Annotated in this window: 17 protein-coding genes and 2 other annotated features; of the genes, 4 read left to right on the plus strand and 13 right to left on the minus strand. The window is 37.1% G+C overall.

Translation table 11 applies throughout. From position 1 onward, the window contains the following. Window positions 1–77 precede the first annotated feature (77 nt). Window positions 78–315: a binding site (T-box leader), on the plus strand. A gap of 36 nt (window positions 316–351) precedes the next feature. Further along, entirely contained in the window at window positions 352–1,203 is an 852-nt protein-coding gene (locus CP367_RS04345) for a lipoprotein (protein ID WP_089143603.1), read from the plus strand. Between the two features lie 66 nt (window positions 1,204–1,269). Here CP367_RS04345 and CP367_RS04350 read toward each other — a convergent pair whose 3' ends face one another. From CP367_RS04350 to CP367_RS04395, 10 genes are all read right to left on the minus strand, one after another. Continuing rightward, entirely contained in the window at window positions 1,270–2,181 is a 912-nt protein-coding gene (locus CP367_RS04350) for an L-lactate dehydrogenase (protein ID WP_005727148.1), read from the minus strand. Window positions 2,182–2,242: 61 nt separating this feature from the next. Further along, window positions 2,243–2,719: a transcription elongation factor GreA gene (greA, locus tag CP367_RS04355; protein WP_005719856.1), complete on the minus strand. Its 477-nt coding sequence runs from the start codon at window positions 2,717–2,719 to the stop codon at window positions 2,243–2,245. A 78-nt stretch (window positions 2,720–2,797) separates the two neighbouring features. Then, a complete protein-coding gene (gene pheT / locus CP367_RS04360) occupies window positions 2,798–5,218 on the minus strand; it encodes a phenylalanine--tRNA ligase subunit beta (RefSeq protein WP_089145999.1) in 2,421 nt (806 codons plus the stop codon). A gap of 3 nt (window positions 5,219–5,221) precedes the next feature. Further along, the gene (pheS, locus tag CP367_RS04365) at window positions 5,222–6,271 is read right to left on the minus strand and encodes a phenylalanine--tRNA ligase subunit alpha (protein WP_089145998.1); all 1,050 of its coding nucleotides are present in this window, start codon (window positions 6,269–6,271) and stop codon (window positions 5,222–5,224) included. Between the two features lie 37 nt (window positions 6,272–6,308). Next, window positions 6,309–6,516, minus strand: a binding site (T-box leader). Window positions 6,517–6,555: 39 nt separating this feature from the next. Then, complete coding sequence (locus tag CP367_RS04370; protein ID WP_023488240.1) at window positions 6,556–7,425, minus strand: transporter substrate-binding domain-containing protein; 870 nt, start codon at window positions 7,423–7,425, stop codon at window positions 6,556–6,558. Window positions 7,426–7,431: 6 nt separating this feature from the next. Next, complete coding sequence (locus tag CP367_RS04375) at window positions 7,432–8,172, minus strand: amino acid ABC transporter ATP-binding protein (RefSeq protein ID WP_089145997.1); 741 nt, start codon at window positions 8,170–8,172, stop codon at window positions 7,432–7,434. A gap of 9 nt (window positions 8,173–8,181) precedes the next feature. Further along, window positions 8,182–8,853: an amino acid ABC transporter permease gene (locus tag CP367_RS04380; RefSeq protein WP_013086654.1), complete on the minus strand. Its 672-nt coding sequence runs from the start codon at window positions 8,851–8,853 to the stop codon at window positions 8,182–8,184. Then, window positions 8,834–9,493, minus strand: a complete 660-nt coding sequence (locus CP367_RS04385; RefSeq protein ID WP_089143222.1) for an amino acid ABC transporter permease — start codon at window positions 9,491–9,493, stop codon at window positions 8,834–8,836. Before CP367_RS04385 ends, CP367_RS04380 begins: the two co-directional genes overlap by 20 nt. 302 nt (window positions 9,494–9,795) lie before the next feature. Next, window positions 9,796–10,146, minus strand: coding sequence for a helix-turn-helix domain-containing protein (locus CP367_RS04390; protein ID WP_005719866.1), 351 nt, complete (start codon window positions 10,144–10,146; stop codon window positions 9,796–9,798). Between the two features lie 107 nt (window positions 10,147–10,253). Continuing rightward, window positions 10,254–11,021, minus strand: a complete 768-nt coding sequence (locus tag CP367_RS04395; RefSeq protein WP_089145996.1) for an RNA methyltransferase — start codon at window positions 11,019–11,021, stop codon at window positions 10,254–10,256. 99 nt (window positions 11,022–11,120) lie between these two features. Here CP367_RS04395 and CP367_RS04400 point away from each other — a divergent pair, with 99 nt between their 5' ends. From CP367_RS04400 to CP367_RS04410, 3 genes are read left to right on the plus strand one after another with little or no spacing between them, the layout of a single operon-like run. Then, entirely contained in the window at window positions 11,121–11,393 is a 273-nt protein-coding gene (locus CP367_RS04400) for an acylphosphatase (RefSeq protein ID WP_005723409.1), read from the plus strand. Between the two features lie 43 nt (window positions 11,394–11,436). Then, the gene (yidC, locus tag CP367_RS04405; protein WP_089143224.1) at window positions 11,437–12,402 is read left to right on the plus strand and encodes a membrane protein insertase YidC; all 966 of its coding nucleotides are present in this window, start codon (window positions 11,437–11,439) and stop codon (window positions 12,400–12,402) included. 46 nt (window positions 12,403–12,448) lie between these two features. After that, the gene (locus CP367_RS04410; RefSeq protein WP_065989624.1) at window positions 12,449–12,937 is read left to right on the plus strand and encodes a YbaK/EbsC family protein; all 489 of its coding nucleotides are present in this window, start codon (window positions 12,449–12,451) and stop codon (window positions 12,935–12,937) included. A gap of 11 nt (window positions 12,938–12,948) precedes the next feature. On the opposite strand, the gene CP367_RS04415 is transcribed toward CP367_RS04410, so the two are convergent. The 3 genes from CP367_RS04415 to CP367_RS04425 all read right to left on the minus strand — a co-directional run bounded on the left by CP367_RS04415 (window position 12,949) and on the right by CP367_RS04425 (window position 15,761). Beyond that, window positions 12,949–13,821, minus strand: coding sequence for an Abi family protein (locus CP367_RS04415; protein WP_005729000.1), 873 nt, complete (start codon window positions 13,819–13,821; stop codon window positions 12,949–12,951). Between the two features lie 159 nt (window positions 13,822–13,980). Beyond that, window positions 13,981–15,162: an SLAP domain-containing protein gene (locus CP367_RS04420; RefSeq protein ID WP_089145397.1), complete on the minus strand. Its 1,182-nt coding sequence runs from the start codon at window positions 15,160–15,162 to the stop codon at window positions 13,981–13,983. A gap of 68 nt (window positions 15,163–15,230) precedes the next feature. After that, complete coding sequence (locus CP367_RS04425) at window positions 15,231–15,761, minus strand: CPBP family intramembrane glutamic endopeptidase (RefSeq protein WP_233186496.1); 531 nt, start codon at window positions 15,759–15,761, stop codon at window positions 15,231–15,233. Between the last annotated feature and the right edge of the window lie 73 nt (window positions 15,762–15,834).

Genomic DNA, 15,834 nt, shown 5'->3' on the forward strand with positions numbered 1-15,834 from the left:
GCAAAAATATTGACACTTACAAGTAAAAAAATTTATTTGACAAAATTAAAACGAGATGATAAATTAATAGCAATAATTAAAAAATCTTGATGAATAGAGTAATTATAGCTAGCTTTCTTACAGAGAATTACTGGTTGGTGAGAAGTAAAAGAAACTACTTAATGAAGATGGATTCAGAATGATTATACTAGTGATATTTAGCTAGTATCGGGGTTGCTCTCGTTAACAATGCAAGCTATTGTTAGATAGCTATTGAGGTCAGTTATGTAAATAGCTGGCAAATAAAGGTGGTAACACGAAGCACTCGTCCTTTGAGGATGGGTGCTTTTTTTGCATATGAGAGAAAGAAAAATGAGAAAAAGAAGACAGCGGAATATTATTATTGGCACCATTGTTAGCTTATTGATTATCGTAGCTGGTTACTTCAGCTTCTTTTGGACGCCAAAAAGCAACGGTCAAACCAAAGTTAGCGTAGGAATCGTTGGTGCCAGCAAAGGTGACATTGCAATCTGGAAAAGCGTTGCTCAAACCGTCAAACAGAAATATGGGATTATTTTAACCACTAAAAGTTTTGATGGTTATGACCAACCTGACAAGGCACTTAAATCCGGTGACGTTGATCTGAATGCCTTCCAGCACTATGCTTTCCTCAACGCCTGGAACAAAGCCAACCATGGCGGAATTACTGCAATCGGTAAAACCTATATCTCACCTATTCGCTTATATTCCAAAAAATATCATAGCCTAAATGCACTACCTGAAGGAGCAACAATTGTGGTCCCCAGCAATCCCACCAATGAATCGAGAGCACTTTTTGTTTTGAAAAATGCCGGGTTGATCAAATTGAAGAAGGGCAAAGTATTGGTCTCTGTTGCAGATATTACTGCCAATCCTAACCACTTCAAAATTAAAGAAGTTGCATCTGAACAAACTAGCCGCGTGATCGATGATGTTGATGCCGCTGTCGTCAACAATGACTTTGCTGGCCCTGCACATCTAGGTGACAAGCAAACTATCTTTGTCGAACCATTGAATAAAGACTCTGAGCAATGGATCAATATTATTTGCGCCCGCACCAAGGATAAAAATAAAAAGATTTATCAAGAAATTGTTAAAGCATACCAGACCAAAAAGACCAAGCAAATTTACAAGAAATACTACGGCAACAAGCAAATTGCCGCTTGGGATGTAAAACTAAAATAAGCAATAAATAAGACGAGAACTACAATGACTGTAATTCTCGCCTTATTTTTTTATAATGACTATTTTTTATTTCTTCAATTGCTTCAAGTGTTCTTTGATCTTATCTGCAGCAGCTTGCAACTTTTCTTTTTCTTCAGAAGTAAGCTTTAATTCAATTTCTTCCTCAATGCCGTCGCGACCAATAATAGCTGGATAACCAATATAAGTCTTGTATTCAGGATTATAAACTGAAACAGGACAATATAGATGAGCATCGCTAAAGACTGCTTGAACTAAACGAGTAGCACAAGTGGCAATAGCATAGCTAGTATAGCCCTTTCCCTTAGCCACAATAAAGGAATTCTTATTTGATTGTTCACTAATCTTTTCTTGTTCTTCATCACCAAACAATTGGAAAGCAATCTTGTTGTTAACTCTTACCGTTGACCAGGCTGTAAATTGTGAAGAACCATGTTCACCTAAAACGAAGCCTTCTACGTTACGTGGATCTTGACCAAGTTTTTCACCAATTATTCTTTGAACTCTTGCAGTATCAAGGAAAGTACCAGTACCAAAGACGCGATTCTTCTTTAAACCAGAAGTTTCTTGCAAAATTTGAGTAATTGCATCACATGGATTAGAAATATTGATCAAAACGCCGTGAAAGCCTGATTCTTTAATATCTGCACCAACTTCTTTGGCATTTCTTGCATTTAATTCAAACTCACCAAAGCGGTCGCCTGTCTTAACTGAAGCCGCAATATCACCAAAAGCGGTAATAATAATGTCAGCATCTTCTAAGCCGTCCCAATCTTGCTTTCGCACATTAACATAGCTATCATTTCTAGCCAAAGTATCATGCAAGTCATTGTATTCAGCATTTACTTTAGCTTCATTTTTATCAATTAAAATCAGTTCGTCAACCATACTGTGCGTAAATAAAGTATAGGCAACGGTTGCACCAACATGGCCCATGCCAATAATACCAACTGTTCTCATTTTAAAATCCTTTCAAAAAAACAAAAAGGAAGATAGTCATAGCTACCCTCCCTTTTTATTATTAGGCTTTAACTTCGTTAATTACAACGTCAAACTTGCCACCAGGAGTGGTAATTGATACGGTTTCACCCTTCTTTTTGCCCAATAAAGCTTGAGCAATTGGTGAATCGTTAGAAATCTTGCCATTCAATGGATCTGATTCATCACTACCTACAATAGTGTAAGTTTCTGGATCATCAGTACCAACTTCAGTATAGGTAATTGTTTTACCAACTGAAACTTCGTTAGGATCAACGCTTTCTGCATCAACAACTTGCGCATACTTAAGCATTTCTTCAACTTGCGCAATTCTGTCTTCCAAGTGACTCTGTTCGTCCTTAGCTGCGTCATATTCGGAGTTTTCTGACAAGTCACCGAATGAACGCGCAACCTTAATACGTTCAATAACTTCTGGACGCTTAACTAATTTTAAGTTCTTTAATTCTGCTTGAAGTTTTTCTTTACCTTCAGCAGTCATTGGATAAGATTTTTCAGGCATATTTTTAACTCCTCAGAAATTAATTTTCTTTATCTTGCACTGATCAATAATATTAATTTACGTCAATAATGTCAACCTTTAACGAACTTTAATCGCAAGATCATTTTCAAGAGCAGCAACAATCTTATCCATCGCGTTATTGACAACATCGTCGGTTAAAGTATCTTTTCTGTTCAAGAAGGTTAAGTTGTAAGCAATACTCTTCTTACCAACATCAATGTGAGCACCAGCATAAACATCGATTACCTTAAGTTCAGTTAAGTACTTACCAGCATTAGATTTAATGACGTTTTCAATTCCTTGGTTAGTAACTGGCTTATCAACTAAAAGTGAAAGGTCACGTTGAATTGCTGGGAACTTAGGTGCAGGCACTGCAGTTACGCCCTTAGTTAACATTGGAATAATTGTATCGAGATCAATTTCGTAGCCATAAAGCTCGCTACCACGAAGTGCCTTATCAGCAATCGTTACAGCGTGAGCAATCATTCCGATCATCCCAACATATTGCTTATCAATATAGATTCCTGCAGTTCTAGTTGGGTGCATCCCCTTAATGCCTTTAGCCTCATAAACCACTTTTTCAGGATCAATACCAATTGCATTGAACAAATTGGTTAACTGTCCCTTAACAAAGTAGAAGTCTACCTTTTGGGTTAAATGTTGCCAATTTTCCGCAAAAGTATTGCCAGAGTAAATAGCTGCTAAATGTTCATGCTCGTTGAATTTACCACCATCATGGTCATAAGTTCTGCCTTGTTCAAATAAAGCTAATTGTGTTTGCTTTCTAGCAAAGTTGTAACTAGCAGCATCTACCAATCCAGTCATCAAATTCTCACGCATTGCAGAACGGCTTGAGTTAAGTGGTGATTTAACTTCAACTAATTCTTTTGGATCCTTAGTGTAACGAACGGCCTTTTCAGGTGAAGTCAATGAGTAAGAAATAGCTTCCATCAAGCCTTGTCCTTCAACGATTGCCTTCATGCGGCGCATCATTTCTTCTTTTTCTGAGTAGCCACCATGAGTTTCTGGCAAAACAGGTTGAGTAGATTCAAGGTTGTCATAGCCATAAAGCCGGCCTACTTCTTCAACTAAGTCGGCTGGGATTGAAATATCCCATCTTCTATTTGGTACATGGACAGCTAAATTATCACCATCAACATCTACCTTAAAGCAAAGACGGTCAAAAATCTTTACAATTTCATCAACTGATAACTTAGTGCCCAATACTTTATTGAGGTATGAAGCAGTAGTTTTAACCACAACTGGTTCACGCTTTTGGTCAGTTGCCTTAAGAATACCTTCATCAACAGTAGCGTCAGCGTCATTTCTAAGTAAAAGCGCAGCCATGTTAATTGCCTTTTCAGCGGCATCCCAGTTAACGCCTTTTTCATAGCGACTTGAAGCTTCGGTCCGGTTAGCGTGACGAAGTGCTGCCTTTCTGACTAAAGTTGGATCAAAGATGGCTGATTCAAGAATGACATCGGTAGTTTCTGAAGTGATTTCTGAATCAAGTCCACCCATGACACCAGCCATCATTACTGGCTTTTTACCATCGGTAATGATGATATCTTTAGGGTCAAGGTCAACTTCTTTTTCATTAAGCAAAGTAAGCTTCTCATCCTTATTAGCAAGTCTTACTTCAAACTTTCCGTTAGCAAAAGTCTTAGCGTCATAAGCATGCATTGGTTGACCAGTTAACAGCATGATATAGTTAGTAACGTCAACTACATTGTTAATTGGACGAATGCCTGCATTCCAAAGACGACGTTGCAACCAAAGTGGTGAGTCTTGAATCTTAACATTCTCGAGCTTACGTAAGTAAAACTTAGGTGCAAGCTTTTCATCAACTTTAACATCGAGTGAATCTGTCCAGGCTGGACCATCTTCTTTTAAGACAACCTTTTCTTCAACCTTTGGCTTTTGGTCAATAATTGCGCCAACTTCATAAGCTGCGCCTTCCATACTCAAAGTATCAGCACGGTTAGGTGTAATATCAAAATTTAAGATATAGTCATCCATGCCAAGTGCTTCATAAATATCTTGACCTGGCTTAACTTCCGCATCCTCTGGGAAGACATAAATACCATCCGCAAATTTTTCTGGCACAACGCTGTCGCTGAAACCAATTTCTTGCAAGCCACAGATCATGCCGTAGCTTTCCATGCCGCGGATCTTACCCTTCTTGATCTTTTCATTGCCAGCAATGCGGGCACCATGAAGAGCAACAATCACATCTTCGCCTGCAGCAACATTAGGTGCACCACAAACAATTTGTAAAGGTTCATCTTCGCCGACATCAACGTGAGTTAAATGTAAGTGAGTACCTTCAACGCCTTCACAATCAAGGACATGACCGACAACTAATTTCTTTAAGCCATCCATTGGGTGAATACGGTCAGGAATTTCAACCCCGCTACGAGTAATTTCTTCTGCTAATTCGTATGGATCTTGACCATCTAAATCAAGAAAATCTTTTAACCAGTTATATGAAACTAACATCTATTATCTTTCCTCCTTACGGAATTGTTCTAAGAAACGTACGTCATTGGTGTAGAAGTCACGAATATCATCGATACCGTATTTCAAAATAGCGAAACGATCAAGACCAACACCGAAGGCAAAACCACCATAAACAGTTGAATCAATGCCAGCATTTTCCAAAACATTAGGGTGAACCATTCCGGCACCTAAAACTTCGATCCAGCCAGTGTACTTACAAATTGGGCAGCCCTTACCATCACAGTTAAAGCATGAAACGTCCATTTCAACTGATGGCTCAGTAAATGGGAAGTAGCTTGGACGCAAACGAGTTTCACGATCTTGACCAAAGACATGCTTAGAAATCATTTCCAAGGTACCCTTTAAGTCACTCATCGTGATGTTCTTATCTACTACTAAACCTTCCATTTGCATGAATTGGTGTGAGTGAGTAGCATCATCATCATCACGGCGGTATACCTTACCTGGACCAACCATCTTAAGTGGACCCTTTGAGAAGTCATGCTTTTCTAGGACTCTAGCTTGATCACCTGAGGTCTGACTTCTAAGCAAATCTTCATCATCAATGTAGAAAGTAGCTTGCATGTCACGAGCTGGGTGATCCTTAGGGATATTCATCATTTCAAAGCAGTAGTGATCAGTTTCAATTTCTGGACCTTGAACTACTTGATAGCCCATACCAATAAAGTAGCTTTCAAGGTCATCCAAGATGATGTTGATTGGATGCTTAGAACCAAGGTGTGCTTCACGTCCTGGCAAAGTAACATCAATTTTTTCATCTTCAAGCTTCTTAGCTAGAACAGCCTTGACAATCTTTTCCTTAGCTTCGTCTAATTGAGCATTGAACAGGTCACGTAATTCGTTAACCTTTTGTCCAACTTCACGTCTGTTTTCTGGCGCAACTTCACGCATTGAGTGCAAAATCTTAGTTAATTCGCCCTTACGACCAACAAGTTCAACTCTGACATCATTCAAAGTTTTTTCGTCTTTAGCCTTGTTGATTTGCTTAAGCCCTTCTTCATGGAGCTCTTTTAACTTATCAAATAAGTCCATTAAATCTTTCCTTTCAAAACAAAAAAGCCCCGTCTCCAATAGGGACGAAGCGTCGCGGTACCACCCTAGTTTGGACGCAATACGCCCACACTTAAGTTTTCGTTAACGGTGAAATACCGGAATTGATTAGATCCTACTCCCAAGATGAAATTCACAGCGTTCTTTCTATCTTCTCTTGCAGCTTTTGAAAGAAGACTCTCTGTTCAGAAAAAATATCTGCTACTAGTCTTGATCTCAGTAATTAATTAATATGATATTTCTTTTACCTGTTTCTTGCAAGCTTTTTATTTACCTTGTGGCAAAACAATGTCACTTGGTCTAATTTCCTTACCAAAGTATGGCTTCAATTCTTTATTATAATCGTAAGTAAAGAAGCTTTCGCGATTCAATTTGGTAATCTCACGATCCATCCATTTTTGCAGTGACTTGTTGCCCTTCTTCACCGCACCAGAGATGTATTGGTTAGGGCCAATAGTTTTAATTCCAACAGTAAACTTAGGATTACGCTTAACCCAAGCATACAGATAAGAATTATCATCGGCCAAAGCTGCACCACGGCCATTTTTAATCGCGTTAAACTGCTGAGTTTTCGAGTCAAACTTAAGCAAGTTTACGCCTTTTTGTTTAGTAAAATAGTTCTCTGCTGTCGTCCCTTTAGTAACGATCACGCTTTTTCCTTTCAATTGTTTTGGACTAGTTATCGGAGCTGACTTAGGGGAAATCACCCCAACCGATACTTTCATATATGGCTTAGTCCAACTAGCCACGCTTTTACGCTCTGGTGTCAAAGTGAAGTTAGCCAAAACAATATCAGCCTTATTAGAATTCAAGGTATCAATTCGATTATTGGCATTAACTTGAATAAACTTAGGTTTTACGCCCAAATCTTTCGCCACTCTGCGAGCTAGGCGCACGTCATAGCCAACACGCTTACCTTGTGAATTAACCCAGCCATAAGGCGGTAGATCGCCAAAGACAGCCACTCTTAAATAGCCACGACGTTTAATTGAAGATACATTATTTTCATTATTCCATCTGTCGCCTGAAGCAGTGCCGTTAATTCCTGGTCGCGTAATTCCAAAATAACCAGCAATTACCACAACTACCGCAAAGAGGACAGCCATGATCCAATTAAAAATCTTTTTTGCCATCATTCACACCTAAAAATCCATACTCTCTAAAAATTCTTGTGCCCGCTTAGTCTGAGGTTTAGTAAAGAATTCTTTGCCTGGTGTCTCTTCCAAAATTTTTCCGTCTTCTAAAAATAGCACCTTATCGGCAATTCTCGCAGCGAAGTTCATCTCATGCGTAACAATGATCATCGTCATATGTTCGTTATCAGATAATCTTTGCATGATATCTAGCACGCCGCGAACCATTTCAGGGTCAAGCGAAGCAGTAATCTCATCAAAGAGCATTACTTCGGGATGCATAATCAAAGCACGCACAATCGCAATTCTTTGCTTTTGTCCACCTGATAATTCACGCGGATATGCCTTTGCATAATTAGCTAAACCGACTTGCTCTAATAACTTAACTGCTTCTTGTTTAACTTCAGCTTCATCACGTTTTTGAACTTTTACCGGTGCCAATAAAATATTTTCCATCACGGATAAGTTGGGAAATAAGTCATAACTTTGAAAGACCATCCCAATCTTTTGGCGCAACAATTGCCATTCCTTCGGACTAGGATTTATTTTTTTACCGTGAAAATAAATTGCGCCACCCTCATATTCTTCAAGCCCATTCACCGTTCTCAGCAAAGTACTTTTTCCTGAACCAGAAGGTCCCAATAAGGTCAATACCTCGCCTTTATTTAAGCTAAAGTTGATATCAAACAAAGTTTGATACTTGCCATAAAATTTATTTAAATGTTCTACTCTTAAAACTTCTTCTGTCATTTCATTCACCTAATTCTTAGCAGTTAATCGTTTTGCCCATGCAGACAAGGGATAATCCAAAATAAAATACAAGATAAAGATAAAGCCATATACCCAGAACACACCAGCTGGATATTGTTGATTATTTGCTTCAATGATTTGTTGACCGACATTGATTACTTCCATGATATTGATAATCATTAATAAAGAAGTGGTCTTAATTACTCTAGTAGCCAAGTTGATTGTTGCTGGTAGTTCTAACTTAACTGCTTGAGGCAACAAGACATAACGGAACAGTTGCAGGCGATTTAGACCCAACGCTAAGCCGGATTCACGCTGCGTTTTGGGTACTGATTCCAATGCACCACGAACAATATCGCTAAACTCAGCAGCTACCCACATTGAGAAAGCTAATACCGCCATCCAAGTAGCTGGCCAATTGACGTGCAAGCTTCTTGGCAAAATATAATAAACCAAATACAGTAAAACTACGGTTGGCACAATTCTGAAGAATTCTAAGTACAACCGCAAAACAAAACGCAATGGACGATTTTTAAAAGTTCTCAAAATACCAAAAATTGTTCCTACAGCCAAGCCAATTACTAGTGACAAAGCTGCAATCCAAATCGAGGTCCATAGCCCTGCCATCAAACGGGCAAAGTTACTTCCTTCAAACAAAACATTAATCCCCGAATGAAGCATACCGTACTCTCCTCTCAAGCCAAGTTAATAATAAAATAATTGGAATCAAAATAATCGCATAAGCAATTACCAGCATCAATAAATATTCATTTGAATGGTAATACATCCCAATCAAGTCAAGGGCTGTATTAGTTAACTCCGGAATTGCAATTACTGAAAAAATCGAGGTTTCCTTAATTAAGAAAATAATATTGGCGGTTAAAGCCGGCATGCTTAGGCTAAATCCTTGTGGAAAAACCACATAGCGAGCTAATTGTAAGTTGTTCATTCCCAATGCTTTACCGCTATTAATCTGACTAGGGCTTACGCCATTAAAACCACCGGTAAAGCCTTCAGCCATATATGCTCCACCTAAAAAGATTAAGCCAATGATGCCGCAGACCTCAGCGGACATTTTTAAGCCAATTACTGGAAAGGCATAATATAAAAAGAAAAGTTGAATTAAAAGCGGTGTATTTCTAGCTAATTCAACATATGCCGTTGAAATTTGACTTAGTACTGGTAGTTTAAAATATTGTACTAAGCTGACAATAATGCCCACGATAATTGAGCCAACAATGCCAATCAATGAAAGCCATAAGGTCAGTTCAAAGCCGCGCGCAAATATTGGTAGAGCTTGCTGGATAACTGTCCAATTCATTAAAAATCCCCCAATCATACAAAAAAAGACCTACTCCCATAGGTCTCTTTAAACAATATAAAAAAGATCTACGTCTTTTCAGCTAACGTAAATCTTTTTGATCTCTGGATTAAAGCTATTCGGAAATACGAAAACTGAGTTCTTGAGTATTAAAAATAATGTTAGATACACAAGAACAACAGTCAGTATTAACATTCATCATACTTAAAGATTTCATTTTCGTACTCCTTTCACCTAATCTTATTTTAAATAAGCAACTTACAATAAGTAATATACTTCTATGCTTACTTAATGTCAATAGCTTAAGCCCATTTATCTGCCCAATTATGTACTTGATCAAAAACAGGCTTAAGTTCCGCACCTTTTTCAGTCAAACCATATGAAATAATACCGGTACTTTGATCGACGCTTCTTTTAACAATATCGTCCTTTTCAAGTTCCTTCAAACGTTCAACTAAGACACGGTCGCTGCAAGCCTCGACAGTTCGTGCCAAGTCCTTAAAGCGCATATCTTGTGTATCACACAAAGAACTGATGATTAAGCCATTCCATTTTTTGCCAATAATCTTAAACGCACTAACAAAATGACCACATAATTCATAATCTTCTGGTTTACAAGGAGCTGCGTCCTTTTTCTCTTTAACTTCTTGCATAGGTAAGTCCCTCCGTATTATATAATTCCAGTAAAAATACTATTATATAAAATACTTTTTAGTATTACTAAAATTATTATAGTAGATCTACTTACTAATTACAAGTGCTAAGCAAAGTGATAGATCATGATCCCTGCTGCAACAGCGGCATTAAGCGATTCAGCTTGTCCTTTAATTGGAATATAAAGCTTTTCATCAGCTAAAGAAGCAATTGTTTCGCTTATGCCATGCGCCTCGTTCCCAATAATTAAGGCAAGTTGTGGCACTTTTTCAAAATCAGGTAATTGCTTAGCTGAGCGGTCAAGCATTGAAGCATAAACTGGAATAGCAGCAGCTTGAAAATCAGTGATTACGTCAGCCAAATCACGTTTAATTAAATCGATGTGGAATTGGCTGCCCTGCATTGCTCGTTGCGTCTTAGGATTGTATAAGTCAGCACTCTCTGGTGAAAGGATTACTCCATCAAAGCCAGCTGCATCCGCAGTTCTAATGATTGTCCCGACATTACCTGGATCAGCTAAATTATCGAGCAAAACCCATTTACCATAGTTAAATGGAAATTCTTTTGGTTGATCAATTTTTAATACCATAAAAATTTCTTGAGAATTCTTAGTCGAACTTAAGTGGCGAGCAATCGCTTTGTTAATTAATACGACATTCTTCCCACTTAAATCAACTTCATATTCACTATCTGCTTGATCAAGTGCTTCTTCAGTACCTAAGATATACTGATATTTTTTACCAGCTTTAAGTGCTTCTTCAAACAAGTGAAAACCTTCAATTAAATATAAACCTTCATCATCACGATATTTTTTTTGCTTTAACTTCGCTAATTTCTTAATCGTTGCATTATTAACTGAACTAATTTGTTGCATATTTTTCTCCTTTTTGTATTCAAAATCTATTATAACTGATAATCTATTTTGATCATGCTAAAATCAAAGTTGAACTTAATTTAAATAAGGGAGATAAAAATGGAAACAAGAAAATTAATTTGTTCAGGCTTAGTTCAAGGCGTTGGCTTTCGTTGGTCAACCATGGCATTAGCTAACAAGATGGGTATTCCTGGCACTGTTAAAAATAATGCAGATGGTACCGTTACAATCTATTTACAAGCAGACAGTGATAAAATCGACCGCTTTATTGAAAAACTACCTACTGCATCTGGATTTGCCCAAATTCAAAATATTAGTCAAGAATCGGTTCCAGGTGTAGAAAAAATGCATGATTTTCATGTATTATATTAGAGACATACATTTTTAGATAGAAATTAAGTGGTGATTTATTTAAATGAAAAAAATTAAAAGATACGCTGGAGTACTGGCTTTATTAGCAGTAGCTACTCTTGTATTAAGTGCCTGTGGGGCAACAACTGATCCACACGTTGCACCGCACAGCGGTATTTACGGTTGGGTTTACCAATGGTTAGGCCGACCTTTACAAAATATCATGATTCAAACCGCGCACATGATTGGCGGCGATAATGGTGCTGGTTGGGGAATCGTGATTATTACGGTAGTTGTACGTGTAATCTTGATGCCATTGATGTTAGTACAGCAAAACAAGAGTGTACGTCAACAGGAAAAAATGGCTCGTCTGCAACCGCAAATGAAGTTGATTCAAAATGCAATGAGACACAAGGGGATCACCCCTGACCAACAAATGACTTTATCAACTTGGCAAAGAGAGCTTTACTCTAAAAACCAAGTTTCATTAACTGGTGGAATGGGCTGCTTGCCATTAATTATTCAGTTACCAATTATGTGGGGAATTTATCAAGCGGTATTCTATTCACCTCAATTGGCACAATCCAAATTCTTTGGTATTTCTCTAAGTTCCAAATCTGTTGTTTTAGCCATTATTGCGACTGTCTTTACCGTTATTCAAGGTTATATCTCACTAATTGGTATTCCAGAAGAACAAAAGAAGACCATGCAATCAATGATGATTGTTAACCCAATTATGACTTTGTTCTTCAGTTTATCCTTCTCTGGTGCCTTAGCTCTTTACTGGGCTGCTGGTAACTTAGTAATGATTATCCAACAAGTAATCGTTACCTTTGTCCTTACACCTAGTGTTAAGAAGCATATTGCTGATGAACTAAAAGACAAGCCAATTGAAACTGTTGTTACTAAAGAAAAAGTGGATGCTTTGTTTAATACTGCTAGTGGACAAAGTACTGCCAGCAGCGAAGCTAAGAAAGAATTACACCAAAACCTACGTAACCGCAACAAAGGTAAGCAAAAGCGTAAATAGTTATCAGTCAGGAGTAAAATCCTGACTTTTTTATTAGGAGGAAAATATGCATACTCAAGAAATATTACAACTTTTAGATGATCATGATATTAACTATCAAGTATTCTCTCATCCAGCAGTTTTTACAACTAAAGAGGTAGATAAATACTTAGAAGATGAAGATTTTGCTAAATGTAAAACTCTTTTTATTAAAACCCGTAACGCCAAAAATTATTATCTACTAATGTTACCCGAAGATAAAAAAATCGATTGGCAAAAAGCTAAAGCTGAATTACTCTCCTCTAGTTTAACCTTCGCTACTGAAGCTGAACTAGAAGAAAAACTGCAAGTTAAAACAGGGGCTGTTTCCCCATTTAGCCTGCTTAATGATCAAAGTAATAAAATTCCCCTGATTGTCGATCAAGCAGCAATGGAAGAAAACAATTTAGTTGGTGTGCATCCCAATGATAATACCAAAACAATTAGTCTTACTTGGATCGATTTAGCTAGAATTTTAAGTTCCTATGGTCATTTGTTTGAAGAAAGATCATTATAAAAAACTTCAACTTAATCCTTTTTCTCCATAAAAACTTTATTCAAAAAATCTTTTTCAATTGGATACTTCGTCAAATAATCTTGAACAATCTTGTTGATTCTTTCCTCAGCTAATTCACATGGTTCTTGATTTGCCAGCTGGTGCAAATTATTCAGTACTAATTTATACAAAAATTGCCGTTTTTCCTTGATAATCAACAGCGAGAAGTTATGGGCAGCTCGTCTTTGAAAATATCTAATTTCATTTAGCCATTCTTCAAATTGACGGAGAGTTATCTTTTCTTTAAACACACGTGTTAAAACAATCTTTTTGGCTTTGATGGGCATTAAAAAGAAATAATTCGTTGCAACACCAAATGACATTTCTTTAATAATCAGTCCGATCCCTGCTTCACCATGAGCCTCAGTATATCCCTCATATGGCTCAAGATAGTTTTGCTTAATATGCCGCATGCGCGCTTTCACATCACCGCGGTGAATTACTCGCCCATCTTTTAATTGATATTTTTCATTTAGAAACTGCCTTTGATGAATTGTTCGTGGATTAAGATTTCTGGTGAAATTTTTACCATTCTCAATAAGAGCTGTTTCTGCAAGGGCTACCTTGAAGCTTTGTTCAAACAATTGCAGACTGATCATCATCACATTTTTTATATGTTGATCTAGGCAATAGAAATCATAAATTTCTTCAAACGTTGTTTTTCGCTTAGGTTTAATGAAATCATCGTCATTAGTTTCTATGAAAAAATGATCAATATTTTGATACATAATTTCATGATAGCCATAATTAGCAGTTACCCGATCAAAAAGCTTTTCATCATTAATAATTAACCCTATGTCACGCCAAAAATCGATTCTAATTTCAGAAAGTAAATCATTAATCATTGAGCTGTCTCCTATTCCATCGAACTCTCCAACAATCGTAAATCGTAGTATTACTACTAATCTATTCAGCAATGTATAAACATCAACACCAAGAACTTTTATCCTCTTCCTATAATCTAATAAAAACGCTATCCAAATGGATAACGTCTTCACTCCCAATTAATCTGATTCTTCAGCGGCCCGTGTAGCGGCATTTTCAATAGTTTTAACAGGATTTAATCTAACACGAAAGTTGAAGTAGCCCACGTGCTCATCATCTTCAAAACCATACTCACTATAATCACCCCAGGAAACATAGTTAGATGTTCCCTTAATTCTGTAAAATAGTTGGGCAATATCACCACTACCAAGAACAACTGGATCTAAAGCTCTAATCTTTTGTCCTTTCTTAACAGATTGTTTGGTTTTCTTTAATTTAGAATTATAGATGTACAAATCTGTCTGCGGAACAATCGTAGTTGCACCGCCATCACGAAATACCGGATTGCCATTGATGCGACCAACATTCATTGCCTTGATATAAGCACCTCTGCCAATGTAATAATAGTCTTGACCTTTAATCTTATAATTCTTAATTGCATATGATTTACTACCACTTAAGTTTGTGTAATAGTAATCGTCAGTTTGTGTCTTAGTACGACGCTTACCAGCATAATTTATAATTGAGTATTTAGGAAAAACCTGTTGTCCATTAAAGCTAATACGCTTACCATTCTTATTATAAATAGCAGTGTTAGCATTCAGCTTCAAAACGCCTTTTCCATTCATGGTATTAACGTTATTAGACTTTAAATACGTCCCATCACCTAAATTAAAATATGAATCAGGATAATTAGTCCAACTTTTACCAGCATATTTAATCTTGCTACCTTTAGTTAAATAAGCCTTGCCACCGCGATAAGTTGATAAACGATTACCCTTGCTATTGTAAATATAGGTGTTTTTAATAATTCCGATCTCATTATTATTCCAGTTATAGCTACCAACCGATTTCATGTTGACATAACCACCATCGCCTAAATCTGCATAGGTTTCACCATTAACAATAGCTTGTGGCATCCCATTAAGATTAATAAAAGCACTGACCCTGGGTCCCTGAATAACAATTGGTTGACCATAAAAATTGATCGGTTTCTTAAAATTTATCCGATCTTGGCTACCTAGCTCTTTACCATTCTTATTATACAAAGTTGGATTGGTATAGCTCTTAACAGTTGTAATCTTATTCTTCAGAGTACTTGCCCGAACTACCGGTGTTAATTGATTTTGACCCGCTAAAGCTGCAGGAACCAAAAGCGCAGTTCCAGCCACAATACTTAATACAATTCTCTTAAGTTTCATAATTTATGACCTCTCTTAATTATTTTACCCTTGCATATACATTATAGTCCCTTTAATATAAGTCACTGCTAAATCATGCTTTGCCTACCGTTTAGATTCAAAATCAAATCTGTATTATCTTCCATTATTTGCCTTCTTTTACCGAAAAGCATCCAAATTGAGAATAGCAATGGAACGCCAACAATTAATACAGTATAAATATAATCAGTGATTTCGCCATTCCAAGACCAGCCAGCAGAATTCCAACCAGATTGCAAATCAGAAATATAATCCATTAAAAAGTGATAGATCATCGGCAACCATAGTTTTCCTGTATAGAGATACAATTCTGCCCAGATAAAGGCGCTCCCCATTACGCCAATAACTTGTGCAATTGTTGCAGTAAAACTTTCTCCATGCCAGCCAAAATTACTTAAATGACTAAGGCCGAACAAAATTGCTGAACCATAGATTGCAACAGGGATGCGATACTTTGGGAATCTATATGTACAACTGCAATTGGAACTAGCAAGAAAATATAAACCGCCCATAGCAGTAATACTAATAGAATCTCGATAGCCGGCAGGTTTTTTAGCAAAAAATTCCCAGTGATATGCCAAATTTAGCAAAAATTGAAAGGAAAAATTACTATGGTCAGCCAGCGAACAATTTGAGTATTAGTCTTGCTGGAAT

The organism is Lactobacillus sp. UMNPBX16 (assembly GCF_002553775.1).
GTDB lineage: Bacteria > Bacillota > Bacilli > Lactobacillales > Lactobacillaceae > Lactobacillus > Lactobacillus crispatus.

Coding starts and splice junctions, on each gene's coding strand:
- CP367_RS04420 (WP_089145397.1), bottom strand. CDS start 15,162: ATGAAACTTAAGAGAATTGTATTAAGTATTGTGGCTGGAACTGCGCTT.
- CP367_RS04345 (WP_089143603.1), top strand. CDS start 352: ATGAGAAAAAGAAGACAGCGGAATATTATTATTGGCACCATTGTTAGC.
- CP367_RS04380 (WP_013086654.1), bottom strand. CDS start 8,853: ATGCTTCATTCGGGGATTAATGTTTTGTTTGAAGGAAGTAACTTTGCC.
- pheS (WP_089145998.1), bottom strand. CDS start 6,271: ATGGACTTATTTGATAAGTTAAAAGAGCTCCATGAAGAAGGGCTTAAG.
- CP367_RS04385 (WP_089143222.1), bottom strand. CDS start 9,493: ATGAATTGGACAGTTATCCAGCAAGCTCTACCAATATTTGCGCGCGGC.
- CP367_RS04375 (WP_089145997.1), bottom strand. CDS start 8,172: ATGACAGAAGAAGTTTTAAGAGTAGAACATTTAAATAAATTTTATGGC.
- CP367_RS04395 (WP_089145996.1), bottom strand. CDS start 11,021: ATGCAACAAATTAGTTCAGTTAATAATGCAACGATTAAGAAATTAGCG.
- pheT (WP_089145999.1), bottom strand. CDS start 5,218: ATGTTAGTTTCATATAACTGGTTAAAAGATTTTCTTGATTTAGATGGT.
- CP367_RS04350 (WP_005727148.1), bottom strand. CDS start 2,181: ATGAGAACAGTTGGTATTATTGGCATGGGCCATGTTGGTGCAACCGTT.
- CP367_RS04400 (WP_005723409.1), top strand. CDS start 11,121: ATGGAAACAAGAAAATTAATTTGTTCAGGCTTAGTTCAAGGCGTTGGC.
- yidC (WP_089143224.1), top strand. CDS start 11,437: ATGAAAAAAATTAAAAGATACGCTGGAGTACTGGCTTTATTAGCAGTA.
- CP367_RS04410 (WP_065989624.1), top strand. CDS start 12,449: ATGCATACTCAAGAAATATTACAACTTTTAGATGATCATGATATTAAC.
- CP367_RS04415 (WP_005729000.1), bottom strand. CDS start 13,821: ATGATTAATGATTTACTTTCTGAAATTAGAATCGATTTTTGGCGTGAC.
- greA (WP_005719856.1), bottom strand. CDS start 2,719: ATGCCTGAAAAATCTTATCCAATGACTGCTGAAGGTAAAGAAAAACTT.
- CP367_RS04370 (WP_023488240.1), bottom strand. CDS start 7,425: ATGATGGCAAAAAAGATTTTTAATTGGATCATGGCTGTCCTCTTTGCG.
- CP367_RS04390 (WP_005719866.1), bottom strand. CDS start 10,146: ATGCAAGAAGTTAAAGAGAAAAAGGACGCAGCTCCTTGTAAACCAGAA.